The following is a 20,587-nucleotide window of genomic DNA, read 5'->3' as shown; positions in this document are numbered from 1 at the left end:
TCGGGGGCTCAGCGGCCCTGAGTACAGGGCAGGCTGGACTGTCTGCAATCATTCAAGCTCGGGCTGGATCAATGCGACCACCGTCCAGCCTGCGCTTGGCTTGAGCACGCTTTCTGGCCCAAACACATGCACCCAACCGCCGTTGTCTCGGGCAAATAGCAAGGTCGCACGTTGGCCATGCAACGCCTGGTAGTCTTCCCAGCCAAAGGTGTCGGTCAGGTGGGTGCTGTACAGCTCTGCGCCCTGGTGCAAGCGGTTGGCCAGTTGTACATAGGTCAGCTCCTGACTACCGAGAATGTGGCCGCGATGTTCATTGCTGGCGCGATGCTTGTCGCTGCGGCGTGCTTCCAGGCCGCTGGCGAGAACAAACAGGCGCGCGTGGCCAAAGTCATGGCGAAAGCGCGCACACGCCAATGTGTTCAGCTCTCCAGAAGGCGAAAGCCCGAGCAGGTGCCCCAGGCCGACCAGGTCCAGGTGGGCATCGGCATGTTGCGAGGCCGGGTTGCCAAAGTAGGTGGGCAACCCCTCCATACGTGCTGCGCGGATGTTCTCCCAGCTCGAATCGGTCAGCAGTACGCGGCAGTCAAGTTGCTGCAACGCCTTGGCGATGGTCCTGGCTGGTGGATTGGCGCCAACGATCAGAAAGCCGCTGGGCGCGGGCTCTGCAACCTTGAGCATGCGAGCCAGGGGGCGCGCTGTGGCGCTTTGCAGCACGACTGTTCCAATAATCACGGCAAAAGTCAGCGGTACAAGCAATAGGGCGCCCTGGTGTCCTGCTTCATGCAGACGAATGGCGAAGATCGCCGACACCGCGGCCGCCACGATTCCGCGTGGGGCGATCCAGCTCAGCAAGGCACGTTCTCGCCAGTTCAATTGCGAGCCCCAGGTTGATAGCGCCACGTTCAATGGTCGCGCGATCAACTGGATCACCAGCAGCAGGGCTAGTACTGCCGGGCCAAGCCCAAGCAGTGCATTGAGGTCCAGGCGAGCGGCCAGGAGGATGAACAGTCCGGATATCAGCAGGACACTGAGGTTTTCCTTGAAGTGCAGGATTTGCCGGACGTCCACCCCTTTCATGTTGGCCAGCCACATGCCCATGATGGTCACCGCCAGCAGGCCGGACTCATGCATGACCTGGTTGGCGGCAATGAAAATACCCAGCACTGCTGCCAGGGAGGCCAGGTTGTGCAGGTATTCGGGGAGCCATTGCTCGCGCATGACTTGGCCAAGTATCCAGCCACCGGCAGCGCCGAAGGCGCTCCCGCAGAGAATCACGCCGGCAAAGGTCAGCAGGCTCTGGCTCAAGCCGTTACCGGCCGCACTGGCAATGATGAAGCTGTACACAACCACTGCCAGCAGGGCGCCGATCGGGTCGATGACAATGCCTTCCCAACGCAGGATATTGGCAATCGTGGATTTGGGGCGCACCACGCGCAGCATCGGCACAATGACCGTGGGGCCGGTGACCAGCGTGAGGGTGCCGAACAGGGTCGCCAGCAGCCAGTCGAATCCGAGCAGCCAATGGGTAGCCACAGTGATGACTATCCAGGTGGACAGCGCTCCGAGGGTTACCATGCGTTGGACAACCGTGCCGATTTCGCGCCATTGCGACAGGTGCAGGGTCAGGCTTCCCTCGAACAGAATCAGCGCAACCGCCAGTGAAACGAGGGGCATCAGCAGCGGGCCGAACATTTGTTGTGGGTCAAGCCAGCCTAGAATCGGCCCGGCAAGAATGCCGCTGAGCAGTAAAAAGAGGATCGCAGGTAGTTTCAAGCGCCAGGCCAGCCACTGGCAGGCGAGGGCGGCACCACCGATGCCGCCGAAGGTCAGCAATATTTGTTGATCGTTCATTCCAATTCCCTATGCTGACCGTGTTGTGGAAGACTAGCGGCAATTTTTCGTTTTTGTCTTTTGCCTTCGAGTTGTCATGCCCGCACTAGAGCATCCTCTGATCGACCAATTCCTCGATGCCCTGTGGCTGGAGAAAGGCCTGTCCGACAATACCCGCGACGCTTATCGCAGTGACCTGGCCTTGTTCAATGGCTGGCTCCAGGAGCAAGGCGTGGCGTTGCCCGCTGCCGGACGCGAGTTGATTCTCGATCATCTGGCCTGGCGACTGGACCAGAGCTACAAGCCTCGTTCTACTGCACGCTTTCTCTCCGGTGTGCGTGGCTTTTATCGTTATTTGCTCAGGGAAAAACTGATCGAAATCGATCCAACCCTGCAAGTCGACATGCCGCAGTTGGGGCGGCCATTGCCCAAGTCTTTGTCCGAGGACGACGTAGAGGCGTTGCTACAGGCGCCAGACTTGAGCGAGCCGATTGGTCAGCGCGACCGGGCAATGCTGGAGGTTCTTTATGCCTGTGGCTTGCGTGTAACCGAACTGGTCAGCCTGACCCTGGATCAGGTCAATCTGCGCCAGGGTGTATTGCGCGTGATGGGTAAAGGCAGCAAGGAGCGCCTGGTGCCGATGGGTGAAGAGGCGGTGGTGTGGATCGAGCGCTATATGCGCGATGGGCGTAATGAAATGCTCGGCGGTCGCCCGAGCGATGTGTTGTTCCCCAGCCTACGTGGTGAGCAGATGACCCGGCAGACGTTCTGGCACCGGATCAAGCACCAGGCTCAGGTCGCCGGCATCAGTAAAAGCCTTTCGCCGCATACCTTGCGCCACGCTTTTGCCACACATTTGCTCAATCACGGCGCCGACTTGCGCGTGGTGCAGATGCTGCTCGGACACAGCGACCTGTCCACCACTCAGATCTATACCCATGTGGCCCGTGCGCGATTGCAGGAGTTGCATGCGCGCCATCATCCACGTGGTTGAATGCACCGCGCATGTGTCGCCTGGGGGGCGGTCTGTGCGGGGATGTTGTGGTAGGCTTGGACGGTTTGCATCAAGGGCCGTTCGACCGCCGTTATTTCAAGACGCGCGTTGCTCACCGGCTCTTTGCCCGCCTTCAGGAGTTCCCATGCGCGTGACCCAGATTATCGCCACCGCCGCCCTGGCGTTGGTCAGTACCTTTGCTGCCGCTACCGAGACCGCCGAGCAGGCGATTCGCAAGACCCTGCAGACCCTGGAATTGGGTTTGCCGGTTGAAAGTGTTGCCTCCAGCCCGTTGAACGGCCTTTACGAAGTGAAGCTGCAGGGCGGCCGTGTGCTGTACGCCAGCCCCGACGGCCAGTTCGTCATGCAGGGCTATCTGTACCAGATCCAGGACGGCAAACCGGTCAACCTGACTGAAAAAACCGAGCGTCAGGCCATCGCCAAGACCGTCAATGCTATTCCAGCCGCAGAGATGGTGGTTTATCCTGCCAAGGGCGAAACCAAATCGCACATCACTGTGTTTACCGACACTACCTGCCCGTACTGCCACAAGCTGCATGCCGAAGTTCCCGAGTTAAACCGCCGCGGTATCGAAGTGCGCTATGTAGCCTTCCCGCGTCAGGGTCTCGGCTCCGCGGGCGACGAACAACTGCAAGCCGTCTGGTGCTCCAGCGACCGCAAGGGCGCTCTGGACAAGATGATCGACGGCAAAGAAATCAAAGCTGCCAAATGTGCCAATCCGGTCAGCAAGCAGTTCCAGTTGGGCCAGTCCATTGGTGTCAACGGTACTCCGGCCATCGTTCTTGAAGACGGCCAGGTAATCCCGGGTTATCAACCGGCACCACAGGTAGCCAAGCTGGCATTGGCCGGCGGTAAATAATTCAACAAGCGAGCCGTCACCATGGGGAGACGGCTGATATCACGGACGGCTTAGCGCCATTCGTTCAATGGGGAGTTCACAGTGAAACCGGTCAAAGTAGGCATCTGTGGGTTGGGGACCGTCGGTGGCGGTACCTTCAATGTACTTCAGCGTAACGCCGAGGAAATCGCCCGCCGTGCCGGGCGTGGTATCGAAGTGGCGCAGATTGCCATGCGTTCGCCAAACCCGAATTGCCAGATTACCGGTACCCCCATTACCGCTGATGTATTCGAGGTCGCAACGAACCCGGAAATCGACATTGTCATCGAGCTGATTGGTGGCTACACCATTGCCCGTGATCTGGTACTCAAGGCTATCGATAACGGCAAGCACGTTGTCACCGCCAACAAGGCGCTGATTGCCGTGCACGGCAATGAAATCTTCGCCAAGGCACGCGAGAAGGGCGTTATCGTTGCCTTCGAAGCGGCCGTAGCCGGTGGCATTCCCGTGATCAAGGCAATCCGTGAAGGGCTGTCGGCCAACCGCATCAACTGGGTAGCGGGGATCATCAACGGTACCGGCAACTTCATTCTCACCGAGATGCGTGAGAAAGGCCGTGCCTTCCCAGACGTGTTGGCTGAAGCCCAAGCCCTAGGCTATGCCGAAGCCGATCCAACCTTTGACGTCGAAGGTATCGATGCTGCGCACAAGCTCACCATCCTGGCTTCGATTGCCTTTGGTATTCCGCTGCAGTTCGACAAGGCCTACACCGAAGGCATCACCAAGCTGACGACTGCTGATGTGAACTACGCAGAAGCGCTTGGCTACCGCATCAAGCACCTGGGCGTTGCCCGCAGCACTGCCAACGGCATCGAACTGCGCGTACATCCAACCCTGATTCCATCCGATCGCTTGATCGCCAACGTCAATGGCGTAATGAACGCTGTCATGGTCAACGGCGATGCCGCAGGGTCCACCTTGTTTTATGGTGCGGGCGCTGGCATGGAACCTACCGCATCCTCGGTGGTGGCTGACCTGGTCGATGTGGTGCGTGCCATGACCTCAGATCCGGAAAACCGTGTGCCGCACCTGGCCTTCCAGCCGGACTCGCTGTCGGCCCACCCGATCCTGCCGATCGAAGCCTGCGAATCTGCGTATTACCTGCGTATCCAGGCCAAGGATCACCCAGGCGTACTCGCCCAGGTGGCCAGCATCTTGTCTGAGCGCGGTATCAACATCGAATCGATCATGCAGAAGGAAGTCGAGGAACAAGACGGCCTGGTGCCGATGATCCTGCTTACCCATAGCGTGGTCGAACAACGCATGAACGATGCGATCACCGCCCTGGAAGCGTTGCAGGACGTGGTCGGCAACGTGGTACGTATCCGCGTCGAACAACTCAGTTAACTTTAGTTGCAAGTTATAGGCTGCAAGCGGCAGGCAGGGAGCAACGCGTTCCTGCTAGTCGCTTGAAGCGTAAAGCTTGAAGCCCAAACCGAAGGTTTGTCCTTATGCGTTATATCAGTACCCGCGGCCAGGCACCGGCCCTGAATTTCGAAGATGTGCTGTTGGCTGGCCTGGCCAGCGATGGCGGTTTGTATGTGCCGGAAAACCTTCCACGGTTCACCCAGGAGGAGATCGCTTCCTGGGCTGGCCTGCCGTATCACGAGTTGGCTTTTCGGGTGATGCGCCCGTTCGTCACCGGCAGCATTGCCGATGCCGACTTCAAGAAGATCCTCGAAGAAACCTATGGCGAGTTCGCTCACGCCGCTGTCGCCCCCCTGCGTCAATTGGGCAGTAATGAATGGGTATTGGAGCTGTTCCACGGCCCGACCCTGGCCTTCAAGGACTTTGCCCTGCAACTGCTGGGGCGCCTTCTTGATCACGTACTGGTCAAGCGCGGCGAGCGCGTAGTGATCCTTGGCGCTACCAGTGGTGACACCGGTTCAGCGGCCATCGAGGGCTGCCGTCGTTGCGACAACGTCGATATTTTCATTCTGCATCCGCACCAGCGTGTTTCGGAAGTTCAGCGTCGGCAGATGACCACCATCTTCGGCGAGAACATCCACAACATCGCCATCGAAGGCAACTTCGACGACTGCCAGGAAATGGTCAAGGCCAGCTTCGCTGACCAGAGCTTCCTCAAGGGCACCCGCCTGGTGGCGGTAAACTCGATCAACTGGGCACGCATCATGGCCCAGATCGTTTACTACTTCCATGCGGCCCTGCAACTGGGTGGCCCGGCGCGTTCGGTTGCATTCTCGGTGCCGACCGGCAACTTCGGTGACATCTTCGCCGGTTACCTGGCGCGTAACATGGGTCTGCCGATCAGCCAACTGATCGTCGCCACCAACCGCAATGACATCCTGCACCGCTTCATGAGCGGCAACCAGTACGTCAAGGAAACCCTGCACGCGACCCTGTCGCCGTCGATGGACATCATGGTTTCGTCCAACTTCGAACGCCTGTTGTTCGATCTGCATGGTCGTAACGGTGCAGCAATTGCCGACCTGATGGACAACTTCAAACAAGGAGGCGGCTTCAGCGTTGAACAGGATCGCTGGACCGAGGCGCGCAAATTGTTCGACTCGCTGGCTGTCGATGATGCGCAAACCTGCGAAACCATTGCCGAAGTCTTTGCCCAGACCGGTGAAGTGCTCGACCCGCATACTGCAATCGGGGTCAAGGCAGCACGCGAATGCCGGCGTAGCCTGGACACGCCGATGGTGGTGCTCGGTACTGCCCACCCGGTCAAGTTCCCCGAGGCCGTCGAGAAAGCTGGCGTTGGTAAAGCGCTTGAGCTGCCAGCGCACCTGAACGATCTGTTCTCGCGGGAAGAGCGCTGCACGGTTCTGGCCAACGACTTGAAGGCTGTTCACGCGTTCGTCGCGCAGCATGGCAACCGCGGCAAGCCGTTGTGATCATCCGATAGACACCCAGAAAAACCCGTCTCTGACGGGTTTTTTTTTACTGGCCTGGGCCAGACAAGAGCGACGAGGAACCGATGAGCAAGTGGCAGCAACGATCAATAGGGCTGGTGATTGCCTGCCTGTTGTGGGCCTGTGCAGGCGCATGGGCATTGGCTGCACAGCTACCTTTCACCTTGGTGCCCCCGTTCATCAGCCTCCAGCCGATGCCGTTGAATCAGGTCGAACGCCAGTGGCTTGGACCTTCACGAGTGTTACGGGTGGGCATTTCCTTTGCCGACTACGAACCTGTCGACATAACTATCGACCGTAACCGCTATCAGGGTATCAGTGCCGATTACTTGAGCTTGGTCGCGGCCCGCCTGGGAGTGCAGACTCAGGTTCTGGCGTTTGCCAGACGCGAGGAAGCAATCAAAGCGCTGCAGGAGGGCGAAATCGATGTGCTGACCAGCGCCAACGGATTTGAGCGCAGTGTGCCTGACCTGGTGTTTACCCGTGACTACATTCCGGACCGCTCCATGGTCGTGGTGCGCGGCGGTGCGCCGGTTCCACAAGCGTCACTGGCTGGGAAAAAAATCGCATTGCTCGATGGCTATGCCGATTTCCAGCAAATGCAGCGAGATTACCCTCAGAGCAAGGTGATCCTTGCACCCACCCTCAGCAGCGCGCTGGAAGCGCTGCGCCAGGGTGAGGTCGATGCGTTTATTGGTAACGAGGTCATCATTCGTGCCTATAACGGCTTGCGACCCTATCTCGGGTTGCAGGTGGTGGGCCCCAGTGCCTTGCCGCCGATAGGCTTTGCCTTTGCCATGCGCGCTGAGGATCGCACCTTGCGTGACGTGTTTGACCGCGCCTTGATCAGCATTGATGATTCGATTCGCGGTGAAATTCTTGCGCGCTGGACCTCGGGGCTGGGATCGGATGTAGCCCACCATCGGATCGAATTGACCGAACAGGAGCGTCAATGGATTACCCAGCATCCCACAGTGGCTGTGGTAGGCATTCAGTATCCGCCTTACCTGTTTCGCAATCGTCAGGGCGACTGGGTGGGTCTGAATAGCGATGTGCTGGCAACTATTGCGCAATTGACCGGCCTACAATTTCGCTTCACCGCTTCGACGTCCATCGCCCAGAGTTTGGCATTGCTCAAAAGCGGCGAGGCAGACATGAGCACCACACTCAGTGACTCACCTGAGCGACGTGCGTTTCTCGACTTCAGCCATACCCTGGGTGGGCAGAGCTGGGTGTTTATTGTTCGCCAGCCTGACCTCGGTCCGGCTTCGCTGGATGAGCTGTCAGGACAAACGCTAGCGCTGCCAGCCAAGCATGCGCTGGAAAGCAGTATTCGTCAGTCTCATCCCGACATCCGCCTGTTGCTGGTGGACTCGCTGGAGCAAGCCCGGGAAAAGGTTCGCCGAGGCGAGGCCGTCGCGACCATCGACAGCGAAGTCGGTGCTTACATGGAGCTCAGTGACGATCCGACAATCAAGGTTGGGCGTGGCGTTGAGGGACAATGGGCGCCCGACCACTTTTCGGTGCGACGTAGCGCGCCGGAGCTCCTGAGTATTCTCAATAAAGTGCTGGAAGCCTTTCCGGTTGCCGAGCTTCGGGCATTGCGGATGCGATGGCTGGGGGCGCAGGCCCCCCCAGCGTCGGCCTGGCGACGCATCGCACCTTGGGTTTATTGGGCTGTTGGCGCCGCAGTGCTGTTGGGTTTGGTGTCGCTGCTTTGGAGCAGTCGCTTGCGTGCCCAGATCCGCCAACGAGAGAAGGCGGAGGAGGCGCTGAACGATCAACTGGCCTTCAAGCGCGCGTTGCTCGACGGCATTCCCAATCCCATCTATGTGCGGGATTTAGAAGGGCGCTTGATCACCTGTAACAAAAGCTACGAACAGGCGTTCTCGTTGCGCCTGGAAGACGTCAAGGGGCGTCGCCTCACTGATATCGCAATGATTCCACCTGAGCTTGCAGATGAACTTCATGCTGACTACATAAGGTTGTTACAGGACTCTAAGCCGTTATTCGTCGATCGGCGCATCGAGTTGGACGGACAGTGTACAGAGGCCTATCAATGGACAGTGCCTTTCTACCGCGCTGACGGGCAGTTGCAGGGTTTGCTGGGGGGCTGGATCGACATCACCAAGCGTAAGCAACTGGAGGCCGACCTGATGCAGGCGCGCCAGCAGGCGGAACAAGCCAATCAGGCCAAAAGTACGTTTCTGGCGACGATGAGCCATGAGATTCGCACGCCCATTGCCGTGATCGTCGGCTTATTGGAATTGGAGCGGGAAACCGCTCTAGTCCAAGGCAAAGCGCCGTCGTCAGGGCTGGAGACGGCGTATCGAACGGCGAACGAGTTGATTGCCTTGATTGGCGACAGTTTGGATCTGGCCCGTATTGAGGCCGGTAGTTTGCAATTGGCACCGCAGGCAACCGCTCTGCTCCCTTTCGTTGAAGACATTGTCAGCCAGTTTCGAAACCAGGCTCAAACGCAAGGCTTGCACCTGCAATTGCAGGTTGCCGACGACGCACATGGCACGTATTGGTTCGATCCGTTGCGACTGCGCCAGGTGCTGGTCAATTTGCTGGGCAATGCCCTCAAGTTTACCCACCTGGGGCAAGTGAGCCTGAAGGTCAGTCGTACCGGGGAAGACTCGCCAGCGGGTGTCGGTCTGCTTTTGAGCGTGCGCGACACGGGTATTGGTATCAGCGCGAAGCAGCAGTCAGAACTGTTCACCCCATTTGCCCAGGCCAATGCGCGCCTGGCTTCCGAGTACGGTGGATCTGGCTTGGGGCTGAGTATCTGTCGGCAACTGGTGGAGTTGATGGACGGCACCATCAGCTTGCACAGCAATCTGGGCGAAGGAACAGAGGTCCGGGTGACACTGACTCTGGAACCGCTGGCGCAGGTGCCGGCTCAAGCCGCGATGGTTACGCTTCGTCAGGAAAGTCAGGCAAGGCGCATCCTGGTCGTTGACGACCTGTCTGCCAATCGCTTGGTTCTCAGCCAGCAACTGGAGTTCCTCGGGCATCACGTGCTGGCGGTGAAAAATGGTCAAGAGGCGTTGGATGCCTGGCAAGCGGATCACTTCGATCTGGTAATCACAGATTGCAACATGCCAGTCATGAGTGGTTATGCCTTGGCCCGTAGTATTCGTCAGTTGGAAGGCCGTAAGCAGCGTTCGGCCATAGCCATTATCGGGTGCACCGCCAATGCCATGAAAGAGGAGCGCGAGCGCTGCCTGGCAGCGGGAATGGATGAACTGCTGGTCAAACCGGTGTCCCTCGACCATCTGGCGGCCATGATCGAGGAACAGGCGCCGGTGTGTGGCTTTCGCATGCAACTGCTACAACAAATGACTCAAGCCAATCACCTGGTGATGCGGCGCATGCTGGAGGAGCTTCATAAAAATTTGATTGAGGAGCAGTTGTTGCTCAGCGAAGCGGTCGCGAGTCAGGCCGTGGGCGCCATTCGAATTTCCTTGCATCGACTCGAGGGCATTGCTTGCTTGGTTGATGCAGTGCAGTTGGCGCAAGCGTGTTCTGCCTTGAGTCGCGCGTGTGCTGATGGGGTGCCGGGTGCCTTGCATGGCGCTTGGGAGGAGATGTCGCGGGTGTTATCGCAGCTCAACCGTGATATCGATAAGGAACTAACGAAAATTCCGGTCCAACTTTAGGACTTGTCCGATAGGTTGCGGAGGGGTTCTTTCCTAAAGTGTCGCACGCACATGTTTGCAGACGCGGGTAAGACTCATGCACTCACTCAAGGTTCTGATTCTAGAAGATCATCCTTTCCAACTTATGGCGTTGCATCAGATGCTCAATGCCATCGGCGTGTTTGACGTACTGACCGCTGACTCGGTTGAGGTCGCCCGGCAGACCCTGGCGCGTCGCGGTCGCGTTGACATTGCCATCTGTGACCTGCAGATGGACGGGCAAGATGGCCTGGCGTTGATCCGCCATCTGGCGGAAAACAATCTGGCCGCAGCGTTGATCATTCTCAGCAGCGCCGAGGCCTGTGTTATCGACAGTGTCGGCGTGCTGGCTCGGCAACTTGGACTGAATGTGCTGGGTTGCCTGCAGAAACCGGCCAACAGCGTTGTCTTGAACCAGTTGTTCCGCCGCTACCTGGAGCAGGTTCAGGTCGAGCCCAGCCCTACCAGGCCGGTATTACAGTTGGAACTGTCGGAAGTCACTGCGGCTGAGTTGGCGCAGAGTAAAGATCAGTGGACCGTTCACTATCAGCCCAAGGTCTGCTTCGATGGCAAGCTGGTGGGCGTCGAGGCTTTGGTGCGATGGCAGCATCCTAGGCTGGGTATTTTGTCGCCCGCGCAGTTTTTTCCGCTTATCGAGCGCACTGGCTTGTTCGATACCCTGTGTTGGCATGTTCTCGATCAAGCCCTGGCACTGAGTGCGCAGCATCAGGCCTGCGCGGGTAAGGCATTGCCGGTAGCGGTAAATATTGCTCCCGATCTGTTGGTTCGTGATGATTTCCACGACCAGGTGAAGTCAGCGCTGGAGCGTCATGACGTTCCAGCAAGCGCGTTGACCCTGGAGATCGTTGAAACCGCTGGCAGTGCATTGGATAACCAACAGCTCGAAGGGTTGCTGCGCTTGCGGATTCTGGGTTGTCAGTTGTCCATCGATGATTTCGGTACGGGCGTTTCCAATGTCCAGCGTCTGCTGGAGCTACCGTTCAGTGAGTTGAAGCTGCCGAGCGAGTTCGTTCGCGGCATGGCCCATGACGGGCGCAAGGCTGCGGTGGTGGCAGGCGCCCTGATGATGGCGCGGCGCATGAACTTGAATGTGGTGGTCGAAGGCGTGGAAACCGCTGACGATCTGCTGGCACTCAAGGACCTTGGGCAACCGGTCATGCAGGGGTATTTCATCGCCCGCCCCATGCCCGAGGCCGAGCTGCAGCAATGGATGGATGAACGTACGCGATTCAACCACCAGGCCATTGCTTGAGGTATTGTTCAGGCTAGGCCATTTTCCTGCAGATAAAGGTAAAGTGCCGCATCGTTGCTTACGCCCAGCTTACGCATCGCGCTGACTTTCTGGGAACTGACAGTCTGCTTGCTACGACTGAGCAATGTCGCGATCTGGTTCACTGTATGACCTGCGGCAAGCAGCCGGGTGACCTCCAGTTCTTTGGGTGAAAGTGGATCTTTGACCGCCATCATGTCTTCGCGTACCGCACCGTCCTGCATCAGCAGATGCTGGACCGAGGCGGCCAGATAAACCTTGCCCCGTGACATGCTGCCAATCGCCTGGGGAAGTTCGTCAGCCAGGCTGGCCTTGCTCAAAAGGCCACTCACTCCCAGGCCAAGCATCGCCCTGAACAGTCCGGCATTGTTGAGCATGGTCACCACCAGGATCGGAAGTTGCGGGTGCTGACGGCGAATCTGCTCGAGTAGTTTCAGACCATCGTTCTGCTGGTCCACCGGCATCATAAAGTCGGTCACCAGTATGTCGCATTCCAGTGTCTGCAGTTGGTCTTTGAGTTCCAGCGGGCTAGCTGCCTGGCCGACCACTTTTACGTTGGGTATCTGTTCCAGGACAGCCTGTAGTCCGATGCGAAAAATCGGATGATCGTCCGCCAGGACGATACGCAAAGGCGACTTTGCAAAGGTGCTCAAATTGCGGCTCCGGTAGACCAATGGGAAGACTCGGACTGTCTGAGAATGAACCTTTGCCCCGCTAGGTAATCAGAACATGTAAGGTCAGTTGATTGGCATTTTGCTCCGATGTCTTCCAACTGTCGCTAAAAGTCCTACGGGGCTTTTGTTTAACCCCGAGCGGTCTCCCCAACGTTCGGGGTTTCTTTTGCCTGTTCACTGGGGGGCGGCGAAGAACTGCCGACTGTCATCGAGGTAAAGCTCACGCAGCTCCGGATCCAGCCACTGGGCATACAGGTTTGGCAGGGTGTCCCGACGCAAGCTGTCGAGCAGTTGGTTGATATGGGTGACGGCTTCGCGCCCTTGTGGGGTGTCGGCGCAGCCAACGTGGATGAACTGATAGCGTGCCACACCCTGGATCGGATAGAAGCCGTAGTCGGCTACGGTCCACCCTTGTTGCTTGATCAGGTAGCGAACTTCCGGCCAATAGCCGAGGAGCAGCTGTAGGCGTTCGCGCTTTTGCATCTGCAGCAGGTTGGTGACGGCATCATTGCCGAAATGGCGACTGAGGGTTGCCGATGGCAGTGATTTGAGCAACGTGTCGACTGACGGGCTGTAACTGCGTTCGGCGACGACCCCCAGCTTGAGTTCGGTGCCTTCGAGCAGTTTGCGCAGGTCGATCTCACCCTTGTTCAGGAACGGGGTGAGCAGTTGCTGGTCCTTCTGGCGTACTACCAGGCCACTGCTGAGTACGCCCAGGCTGGGTTGCGAGAAGTGTATGTACTTGGCTCGTTCCGGGGTCCAGAGCAGCATCGGGTCGCAGGTGAAGCGTCCCTCCTGCAGCATCTGGTTACCCCGAGCGCGGTTGACCCGAAGAATACTGTGATCGTACTCAGGCATTTTTTCGATCAGCATCGGCAGCAGTTGATCGACGATACCCTGACCTTTGCTCGAGCCCTCGAAGACGGTCAGCGGCGGTAGATCACGCAGCAGCCAGACAAGACGTTCCTTGGCCCCGGCCGCACCCGCAATGCCGACCCCCATCAGGGCAGAGAAGGCCCATGCCAGCAGCGTACGCCAGCGCTGTTGCCTGCGTCGGGTCATGTACCAGTCTCCACTGTCGGGCTGCTCACTGGGCCAGGCGCAATGTTTATACCGCGCCTTGTTGACGCAGACGAGCAATCTCTGCCCCGTCGTAACCCAGCTCACCCAGCAATTGCTCGGTGTGTGCGCCCAGTTCCGGTCCGACCCACTCGCTGGAGCCTGGCGTCTGCGACAACTTGGGTACGATGCCGGGCATCTTGAATGGCTTGCCGTCCGGCAGCTTGGCTTGCAGGAACATTTCCCGAGCCAGGAACTGCGGGTCACTGAACATATCTTCGGCACTGAAGATTCGACTGGCCGGCACTTGAGCCTCGTTGAGCAGTTGCATCAGCGCATCCAGCGGTAAAGTGCGCGCCCAGCGGTCGATGACCCCGTAGAGTTCATCGCGGCGCAGGTCGCGTCCGTCATTACTAGTCAGGGTCGGGTCGTCGGCAAGATCCTGGCGCCCGATGGCTTGCATGAAACGCTTGAAAATCGCGTCGCCGTTGGCACCGATCTGTACATGCTTGCCATCGGCACTGGTATGGATCGAGGAGGGGGTGATGCCCGGCATGATGTTACCGGTACGTTCGCGAATGAAACCGAACACGTCGAACTCCGGCACCATGCTTTCCATCATGGCGAAAATGGCTTCATACAGCGCCACATCCACCACTTGGCCTTCACCGCCGTTGACTTCGCGATGACGCAGCGCCATCAGCGCGCCGATCACCCCCCACAGCGCGGCAATCGAGTCGCCAATGGAAATGCCGGTACGTACGGGCGGACGGTCCTCGAAACCGGTGATATAGCGCAGGCCGCCCATGGACTCACCCACGGCACCAAAACCCGGCTGATCTTTCATCGGACCGGTCTGGCCGAAACCTGAAAGGCGCACCATGACCAGTTTCGGATTCAGGGCGTGCAGGGTGTCCCAGCCCAGCCCAAGCTTTTCCAGCACGCCGGGACGGAAATTTTCGATAAGAATGTCGGCTTCGGCCAGCAGTTTCTTGAGAATCTCGATGCCTTCGGCATGTTTGAGGTTGAGTGTCAGAGACTGTTTGTTGCGCGCCTGAACAAACCACCACAGCGAGGTGCCTTCATACAACTTGCGCCATTTACGCAAGGGGTCACCGCCATCGGGCGACTCGACCTTGATGACCTGCGCGCCGAATTCTGCGCAGATGCGCGAGGCAAACGGGCCGGCGATCAAGGTGCCGAGTTCGATGACTTTGAGGCCGGCGAGGGGTTTGCTGGGCGTAGGCATGGGGCGTCCGTAGCAACTGATCAGAACTCCCGTTTTTATCATAGCTTGGCGCGCTCAGATACTGCCGCGGGGCAAGGAACATGCGGATCGGTTAGACTGGGCGACTTTCCCTGTCGCAAGAAGCCCCGCCCATGGCCCAGCCGTCCACCACCTACAAGTTTGAACTGAACCTCACCGACCTCGATCGCGGCGTATACGAAAGCGTAAAGCAGACCATCGCCCGTCATCCGTCGGAAACCGAGGAGCGCATGGCCGTTCGGTTGCTGGCCTATGCCCTGTGGTACAACGAACAGTTGTCCTTCGGTCGGGGTCTTTCAGATGTGGATGAAGCTGCGCTGTGGGAAAAAAGTCTGGACGATCGCATCCTCCACTGGATCGAAGTAGGGCAACCGGACGCTGACCGTCTGACCTGGTGTTCGCGTCGTACCGAACGCACCAGCCTGCTGGCCTATGGCAGCCTGCGGGTGTGGGAGACCAAGGTGCTCCCGGCCGTCAAAAATTTGAAGAACGTGAATATTGCAGCAGTGCCGCAGGAGGTCCTCGAGACCCTGGCCACCGATATGCCGCGGGCGATCAAGTGGGACGTAATGATTAGCGAAGGCACGGTGTTCGTTACCGACGACCGTGGCCAACATGAAGTGCAGCTGCAATGGCTGCTTGGCGAGCGCGGCTGATTCTTTCCCTTCATCCATAGAGAAGCTTTTACTGTCCCATGCGTATCGAATCGCGTCCCCTGCCAGTTACTTTGCCGTTCCTCGGCGACCTGCCGCCGCTGTTGACCCGCTTGTACGCCGCCCGTGGCGTACAAAGCGCGGCCGAACTGGACAAAAGCCTGGCGCGACTGCTGCCTTATCAGCAACTCAAGGGCATTGATGCGGCGGTAGACCTGCTGGTAGAAGCCCTGGCCCAGCGCCAGCGCATCCTGATCGTTGGCGACTTCGACGCCGATGGCGCCACGGCCAGTACGGTCGGGGTGCTGGGCTTGCGTCTGCTGGGGGCGGCCCACGTCGATTATCTGGTGCCCAATCGCTTCGAGTATGGCTACGGCCTTACCCCGGAAATCGTCGAGGTTGCGCTGCAGCGCCAGCCGCAACTGCTGATTACCGTGGATAACGGCATTTCCAGCGTGGAGGGGGTGGCTGCGGCCAAGGCGGCCGGCCTGAAAGTGCTGGTGACCGATCACCACTTGCCGGGCCATGACCTGCCGGCAGCCGATGCCATCGTCAACCCGAACCAACCGGGTTGCGAGTTCCCGAGCAAGGCACTCGCCGGAGTCGGGGTTATCTTCTACGTGCTGATGGCCTTGCGTGCTCGATTGCGCAGCCTTGGGCATTACAACAATGCACCACAACCGAATATTGGCGAACTGCTCGATCTGGTGGCGTTGGGCAGCGTTGCCGACGTCGTGCCGCTGGATGCCAACAACCGTATCCTGATTCACCAGGGGCTTGAGCGGATCAGGGCGGGGCGGGCACGGCCGGGGCTCAAGGCCATTCTGGAGGTTGCGCGACGTGATCATGCGCGGATCACCTCTACTGACCTTGGTTTCATTCTCGGCCCTCGTCTGAACGCGGCCGGTCGTCTGGATGACATGAGTTTGGGCATCGAATGCCTGCTCAGTGATGATCCAAACCTGGCACGTGAGATGGCTGGGCAGCTCGATGAGTTGAACCAGGACCGCAAATCCATCGAGCAGGGCATGCAGCGCGAGGCACTCGCTCAGCTCAAGGACCTGCCGCTGGAATCCATGCCTTTCGGCTTGTGCCTGTTCGAGGCGGATTGGCACCAGGGCGTGATCGGTATTCTTGCTTCGCGCCTGAAGGAACGCTATCACCGTCCTACCATTGCTTTTGCCGATGCTGGCGAGGGCATGCTCAAAGGCTCGGCCCGTTCGGTGCCAGGCTTTCACATTCGTGACGCACTGGATGCAGTGGCCGCTCGTCATCCGCAACTAATCAGCAAATTCGGTGGTCATGCCATGGCCGCGGGTCTGTCGTTGCCCGGCGAAAATTTCCCGGCCTTTGCCCAGGCATTCGACGAAGAAGTTCGTCGTCAACTGTGCGAGGACGATTTGACCGGGCGCTTGCTTTCCGATGGCACCCTGGCCGTGGAGGAGTTTCATCTGGAGCTTGCTCGCGCCCTGCGCCATGCCGGGCCATGGGGACAACATTTTCCCGAGCCTCTGTTTCATGGGGTATTCCAGTTGGTCGAGCAGCGGGTGGTCGGTGAGCGACACCTGAAAGTAGTGCTCAAAAGCGAGTGTGGTTCGGTGAAGCTCGACGGCATCGCATTCGGCGTGGACCGTGATGTCTGGCCCAATCCGACGGTGCGCTGGGTCGAACTGGCCTTCAAACTCGACGTCAACGAGTTCCGCGGGCAGGAAAGTGTGCAATTGATGATCGCTCATATGGAGCCACGCTGAACCCTCGGATCAAACTGGTCTAGGCTCAGAATGATTGGTCGATGAACCTGCGGGGAAGATTCTGTGGTCGACCGGTCAACCATCTGGAGCCTTACCACTTGATTTGAGAGGTGCCCCATGAGCCTGCTGCTTGATCCCTACACCCTGCGTCACCTGACCCTGCCCAACCGAATTGCAGTTTCACCCATGTGCCAGTATTCCAGTGTCGATGGCCTGGCCAATGATTGGCACCTGGTTCATCTGGGTAGCCGGGCGGTGGGGGGCGCTGGGTTGATTTTTACCGAGGCAACAGCCGTTACTGCTGACGGACGAATCACCGCCCAGGATTTGGGGTTGTGGGACGATGCGCAGATCCCGCCGTTGCAGCGCATTACCCGCTTCATTACCGCCCAGGGCGCCGTGCCCGGCATTCAACTGGCTCATGCCGGGCGCAAGGCCAGTACCTATCGACCCTGGCTTGGCAAGCATGGCAGCGTCAAGGTGGAGGAGGGCGGCTGGATCCCCATGGGACCGTCGAAAATCGCCTTTGATCCGCAGCACACTGCGCCCGTGGAAATGACTCAGGAGCAGATAGACGAGATCATCCAGGCCTTTGCTGACGCAGCCAGGCGCGCCCTGGAAGCGGGCTTCAAGGTGGTCGAGGTGCATGCCGCGCATGGTTATCTGCTGCATCAGTTTCTTTCACCCTTGAGCAATCAGCGTCGCGACGACTATGGCAGCAGTTTTGAAAACCGCATTCGCTTGACCTTGCAGGTGACCGAAGCGGTTCGGGAAGTGTGGCCTGAGGAATTGCCGTTGTTCGTGCGCCTGTCGGCTACCGACTGGGTGGAAGATGGCTGGAACCCGGATGAAACCGTAGAGCTGGCCAAGCGCTTGAGAAAGCTGGGTGTGGACTTGATCGATGTGTCATCGGGTGGCACCTCGGTCAACGCCGAGATTCCTACCGGCCCTGGGTATCAGACGCAGTTTGCTGCGAAAGTGCGCGAGGAGTCAGGCATCGCCACGGGAACGGTTGGGATGATCACCGATCCCATGCAGGCTGAAACTATCCTGCGCACGGCCCAGGCCGATATTATTTTCCTGGCCCGGGAACTGCTGCGCGATCCGTACTGGCCATTGCATGCGGATGATGATCTGGGGGGGAATCGGGCGACCTGGCCGGCACAGTATCAGCGTGCCACCAGTCGGGCTAATCCCATTCATGAGTCTGATTTGCGTGACTGAATCGTGGGGCAAGCTTGCTGCCACTGACTGGCTTTCAGCAGAGCGTATGCGATCGGGTCGAGCTTTTTGGCGATCCAGTTTTGTCGCAAGTGCAGCCGGTGGTGGTGGTGGGCTTGTGATGAGGCTCTTCGATTTGGGGCTGATCCGTTTGCTCGGGTGGCGCTGAGTCACCTTTGCGCCCTTACGGCGCCTTACTTTGGCAGTCGCCCCAAAGTAAGCAAAGGGCTTGCCCCACCAGGGGCCCTACGCTGCGCTTCGGGTACCCTCGCTACGGTGTCGCTACAGGGCATTGCGATCTACGTGTTGCAAGCAACACTACGATTCGCAACTTCGGCCAAGGCCGAAGGCGCTGCGCGCTAGCCCTTTCGCAACACCTTCACTCGGCCCTTCTGGTTAACGGGGCAGGTGGATCAAGATCAAAAGCAGGTCAAAAGCAGGTCAAAAGCAGGTTGAAGTGCCTTCCTTCAGTGAAGGGCTTGGCCGGTGATACGCGTCTAAGCTTGCTCGCCAACCGCCCGCCACGCCTCGTCGATTGCAGCATGGGCATAGGCGCTCCAGGCGGCATCGGAGTTGGCGATGCTGACCTTGCCCAGCGGTTTGCGTGCCAGTTCTATCCATTGCTCTGTCTGCTCGGCATTGTCGTAGAGGGTGTTGGTGAAACAGGCGTAACCATGTGGCCAACGGTTGACGGTGATCGCCAGGATGTCCTGGTTGTGATCGAAGCCGCCAGGCCCAAGCATGCGCTGCAGTTGGTCACGCAGTTGGCTTTCCAGCGCTTCAAACGGTGTGCCGTACAACCTGCCACGTCCGGCGCGGGCCTGGTCGCGGCTGTTCATGCCGCTGTCCGGGCTGGTGGGCACGTAGACCATGTGCAGGCCGATTGGCTGCGTCGGGTCACGTGGATGCTCATACCCGCCCATGCTTACCGGGTAGTCCAGCTTGATCCGGCTATAGGGTTGGGTGGCGGCGTAGATTTCATGCACGCCGAGTTTCTCGAAGGCGTGCCAGTTGCGCACGATGACCTTGGTGTAGACCAGGGGGAATTTCACATTCTGGCTCAGCGCAAACGCTTGTTCGGCCGAGAGGTCGCGCAACAGGAATGGGATCATCATGTTGTAGCAAGCCAGGATGCAGTGCTTGCCACGCACTTGGGTCAAATTGCCGTCCCGGCTGTAGCCAATGTTCACGCCGCCGTCGACGTTGCGTACGCTGACCGCAGTACTGTTCAGGCGCAGGCGTACCGGGTGCGCTGCACGGTCGAGTTGGCTGTAGTCGAAGTTGGCCAGAACGATATCATTCATGTCCTTGCCCGCTGCCACGCCTGGAATCAGGCTACGCACCAATAGGCGCGCCAGAGAAGCATTGCCGTCAGGGAAGTGGTAGATGTAGGGCTCCTCCATCTCCGCCTGGGCTTCTTCACTGATAGGCTCAAGGTTCATTGCCCCAAACCCGGGGAAGCCAACGTAATAGGCGTCAGCCGCGGCCACGGCATCGATACTCAGCGCCATGAAGTCGTTGCTGCGGCCCTGGAAGTACTTCACCGCCGCTGGCGACAGCCCGACATCCTTGAGCAGGAAGTCTTGGTAGCTGGTGCGTTCCAGGTAGGCGGTCTTGTCCTCCAGCGACTTGCCCGCCAGGTAATCCCTGGGGGCTTCATGCAGGTCGATCAGCGCCGTGCGGTCGCTCTCGGGCAGAGGGAAATCGTTGATGAAGGCGCGGATTGGGCGAGCGTTGAGGCGTTCAGGGGCAATATCGTCTGCGACCATCGGCGTTGGGTCGCCGCTGACCAGTTTGTCTTCGCCGAAATTCTCTTTGTCGAAAAACACCCCGCGAGACAGACCCAGGTCCGGGTAGAAGTTGCGGTCAAAAGCGCTTTCAAAGCGCTTGATATCAACACCAAGCTTTTTCAGCAGTCCGTTGACCTCGGGACTGTACAGATGATTGGGAGACTGGAACGCCTCGCTGCCGCCGTAGCCAATAATCATCCGGCCATCGACGCTGAATTCGTTGCGCTTGGCATGGCCGCCAAAATCATCGTGGTTTTCGATAATGAGGATTTTTGCCGTGGGATGCCTTTCCCGATAGAAATACGCCGCCGAGAGCCCGCTGATACCAGCGCCAACCACCACCAGGTCATATTCCTCGCTGATCGGCAGGGCGTCGGTTGCAAAGCGCTTTTTCTCCCAGCCCATCTGGTGAGCCACCTCGAACGCGCCAACATGGCTGCCACGCAGCCCGGTCAAGGCGGGAGGGTAATAGCGCTCGCTCTGGGCCGCCTGCAGCAGTTGCAGTGGCGTCAGGCCCGCCGCAATGCCGATAGCGACTCCATTGATGAAGTCGCGTCGGGTAATTTCCATGGGTTT

General features: G+C 58.8%; 14 protein-coding genes. 9 read left to right on the top strand and 5 right to left on the bottom strand.

The window, feature by feature from the left end; all coding sequences use genetic code 11:
• Window positions 1-48: 48 nt before the first annotated feature.
• Window positions 49-1,851 carry a cation:proton antiporter gene (locus H8F21_RS12520; protein ID WP_203584434.1) on the bottom strand — a complete coding sequence of 601 codons (1,803 nt, stop codon included), beginning with the start codon at window positions 1,849-1,851 and terminating at the stop codon, window positions 49-51.
• A 76-nt stretch (window positions 1,852-1,927) separates the two neighbouring features.
• On the opposite strand from H8F21_RS12520, the gene xerD reads away from it, so the two are divergent.
• From xerD to H8F21_RS12490, 6 genes are all read left to right on the top strand, one after another.
• On the top strand, window positions 1,928-2,824 hold the full coding sequence (gene xerD / locus H8F21_RS12515; protein ID WP_203542062.1) for a site-specific tyrosine recombinase XerD: 897 nt from the start codon (window positions 1,928-1,930) through the stop codon (window positions 2,822-2,824).
• Between the two features lie 145 nt (window positions 2,825-2,969).
• The gene (gene dsbC / locus H8F21_RS12510) at window positions 2,970-3,704 is read left to right on the top strand and encodes a bifunctional protein-disulfide isomerase/oxidoreductase DsbC (RefSeq protein WP_203476186.1); all 735 of its coding nucleotides are present in this window, start codon (window positions 2,970-2,972) and stop codon (window positions 3,702-3,704) included.
• Between the two features lie 81 nt (window positions 3,705-3,785).
• Window positions 3,786-5,090: a homoserine dehydrogenase gene (locus tag H8F21_RS12505; RefSeq protein ID WP_203476177.1), complete on the top strand. Its 1,305-nt coding sequence runs from the start codon at window positions 3,786-3,788 to the stop codon at window positions 5,088-5,090.
• A gap of 104 nt (window positions 5,091-5,194) precedes the next feature.
• The gene (gene thrC / locus H8F21_RS12500; protein ID WP_203542061.1) at window positions 5,195-6,604 is read left to right on the top strand and encodes a threonine synthase; all 1,410 of its coding nucleotides are present in this window, start codon (window positions 5,195-5,197) and stop codon (window positions 6,602-6,604) included.
• A gap of 83 nt (window positions 6,605-6,687) precedes the next feature.
• The gene (locus H8F21_RS12495) at window positions 6,688-10,287 is read left to right on the top strand and encodes a transporter substrate-binding domain-containing protein (protein WP_236042993.1); all 3,600 of its coding nucleotides are present in this window, start codon (window positions 6,688-6,690) and stop codon (window positions 10,285-10,287) included.
• A gap of 76 nt (window positions 10,288-10,363) precedes the next feature.
• The gene (locus tag H8F21_RS12490; RefSeq protein WP_203584433.1) at window positions 10,364-11,578 is read left to right on the top strand and encodes an EAL domain-containing response regulator; all 1,215 of its coding nucleotides are present in this window, start codon (window positions 10,364-10,366) and stop codon (window positions 11,576-11,578) included.
• 8 nt (window positions 11,579-11,586) lie between these two features.
• Here the strand turns inward: H8F21_RS12490 and H8F21_RS12485 are convergent, their stop codons facing one another.
• The 3 genes from H8F21_RS12485 to H8F21_RS12475 form a co-directional block, all read right to left on the bottom strand.
• Window positions 11,587-12,249 (bottom strand): response regulator, encoded by a 663-nt coding sequence (locus H8F21_RS12485; protein WP_203542059.1) that lies wholly within the window; start codon window positions 12,247-12,249, stop codon window positions 11,587-11,589.
• Window positions 12,250-12,444: 195 nt separating this feature from the next.
• Window positions 12,445-13,272: a TIGR02285 family protein gene (locus H8F21_RS12480; protein ID WP_203542127.1), complete on the bottom strand. Its 828-nt coding sequence runs from the start codon at window positions 13,270-13,272 to the stop codon at window positions 12,445-12,447.
• 106 nt (window positions 13,273-13,378) lie between these two features.
• Window positions 13,379-14,578 (bottom strand): CaiB/BaiF CoA transferase family protein, encoded by a 1,200-nt coding sequence (locus tag H8F21_RS12475; protein WP_203542058.1) that lies wholly within the window; start codon window positions 14,576-14,578, stop codon window positions 13,379-13,381.
• A gap of 131 nt (window positions 14,579-14,709) precedes the next feature.
• Between H8F21_RS12475 and H8F21_RS12470 the strand changes: the two genes are divergently transcribed.
• From H8F21_RS12470 to H8F21_RS12460, 3 genes are all read left to right on the top strand, one after another.
• Window positions 14,710-15,252, top strand: coding sequence for a YaeQ family protein (locus H8F21_RS12470; protein WP_136477879.1), 543 nt, complete (start codon window positions 14,710-14,712; stop codon window positions 15,250-15,252).
• Window positions 15,253-15,290: 38 nt separating this feature from the next.
• The gene (gene recJ / locus H8F21_RS12465; RefSeq protein ID WP_203476166.1) at window positions 15,291-17,000 is read left to right on the top strand and encodes a single-stranded-DNA-specific exonuclease RecJ; all 1,710 of its coding nucleotides are present in this window, start codon (window positions 15,291-15,293) and stop codon (window positions 16,998-17,000) included.
• Between the two features lie 117 nt (window positions 17,001-17,117).
• Window positions 17,118-18,224 (top strand): NADH:flavin oxidoreductase/NADH oxidase, encoded by a 1,107-nt coding sequence (locus H8F21_RS12460; RefSeq protein ID WP_203584432.1) that lies wholly within the window; start codon window positions 17,118-17,120, stop codon window positions 18,222-18,224.
• A gap of 494 nt (window positions 18,225-18,718) precedes the next feature.
• Here H8F21_RS12460 and H8F21_RS12455 read toward each other — a convergent pair whose 3' ends face one another.
• Window positions 18,719-20,581, bottom strand: coding sequence for a flavin monoamine oxidase family protein (locus tag H8F21_RS12455; protein WP_203584431.1), 1,863 nt, complete (start codon window positions 20,579-20,581; stop codon window positions 18,719-18,721).
• Window positions 20,582-20,587: the final 6 nt, after the last annotated feature.

The sequence above is a fragment of the Pseudomonas arcuscaelestis genome (assembly GCF_016881005.1).
GTDB lineage: Bacteria > Pseudomonadota > Gammaproteobacteria > Pseudomonadales > Pseudomonadaceae > Aquipseudomonas > Aquipseudomonas arcuscaelestis.
The sequence above is the reverse complement of the archived record's forward strand: the minus strand, read 5'-3'. Positions and strand labels throughout refer to the sequence as shown.

Bases quoted from the DNA above. Each gene is read 5' to 3' on its own strand.
- H8F21_RS12520 (WP_203584434.1), bottom strand. From the start codon at position 1,851: ATGAACGATCAACAAATATTGCTGACCTTCGGCGGCATCGGTGGTGCC.
- xerD (WP_203542062.1), top strand. From the start codon at position 1,928: ATGCCCGCACTAGAGCATCCTCTGATCGACCAATTCCTCGATGCCCTG.
- dsbC (WP_203476186.1), top strand. From the start codon at position 2,970: ATGCGCGTGACCCAGATTATCGCCACCGCCGCCCTGGCGTTGGTCAGT.
- thrC (WP_203542061.1), top strand. From the start codon at position 5,195: ATGCGTTATATCAGTACCCGCGGCCAGGCACCGGCCCTGAATTTCGAA.
- H8F21_RS12495 (WP_236042993.1), top strand. From the start codon at position 6,688: ATGAGCAAGTGGCAGCAACGATCAATAGGGCTGGTGATTGCCTGCCTG.
- H8F21_RS12490 (WP_203584433.1), top strand. From the start codon at position 10,364: ATGCACTCACTCAAGGTTCTGATTCTAGAAGATCATCCTTTCCAACTT.
- H8F21_RS12480 (WP_203542127.1), bottom strand. From the start codon at position 13,272: ATGGGGGTCGGCATTGCGGGTGCGGCCGGGGCCAAGGAACGTCTTGTC.
- H8F21_RS12475 (WP_203542058.1), bottom strand. From the start codon at position 14,578: ATGCCTACGCCCAGCAAACCCCTCGCCGGCCTCAAAGTCATCGAACTC.
- H8F21_RS12470 (WP_136477879.1), top strand. From the start codon at position 14,710: ATGGCCCAGCCGTCCACCACCTACAAGTTTGAACTGAACCTCACCGAC.
- recJ (WP_203476166.1), top strand. From the start codon at position 15,291: ATGCGTATCGAATCGCGTCCCCTGCCAGTTACTTTGCCGTTCCTCGGC.
- H8F21_RS12460 (WP_203584432.1), top strand. From the start codon at position 17,118: ATGAGCCTGCTGCTTGATCCCTACACCCTGCGTCACCTGACCCTGCCC.
- H8F21_RS12455 (WP_203584431.1), bottom strand. From the start codon at position 20,581: ATGGAAATTACCCGACGCGACTTCATCAATGGAGTCGCTATCGGCATT.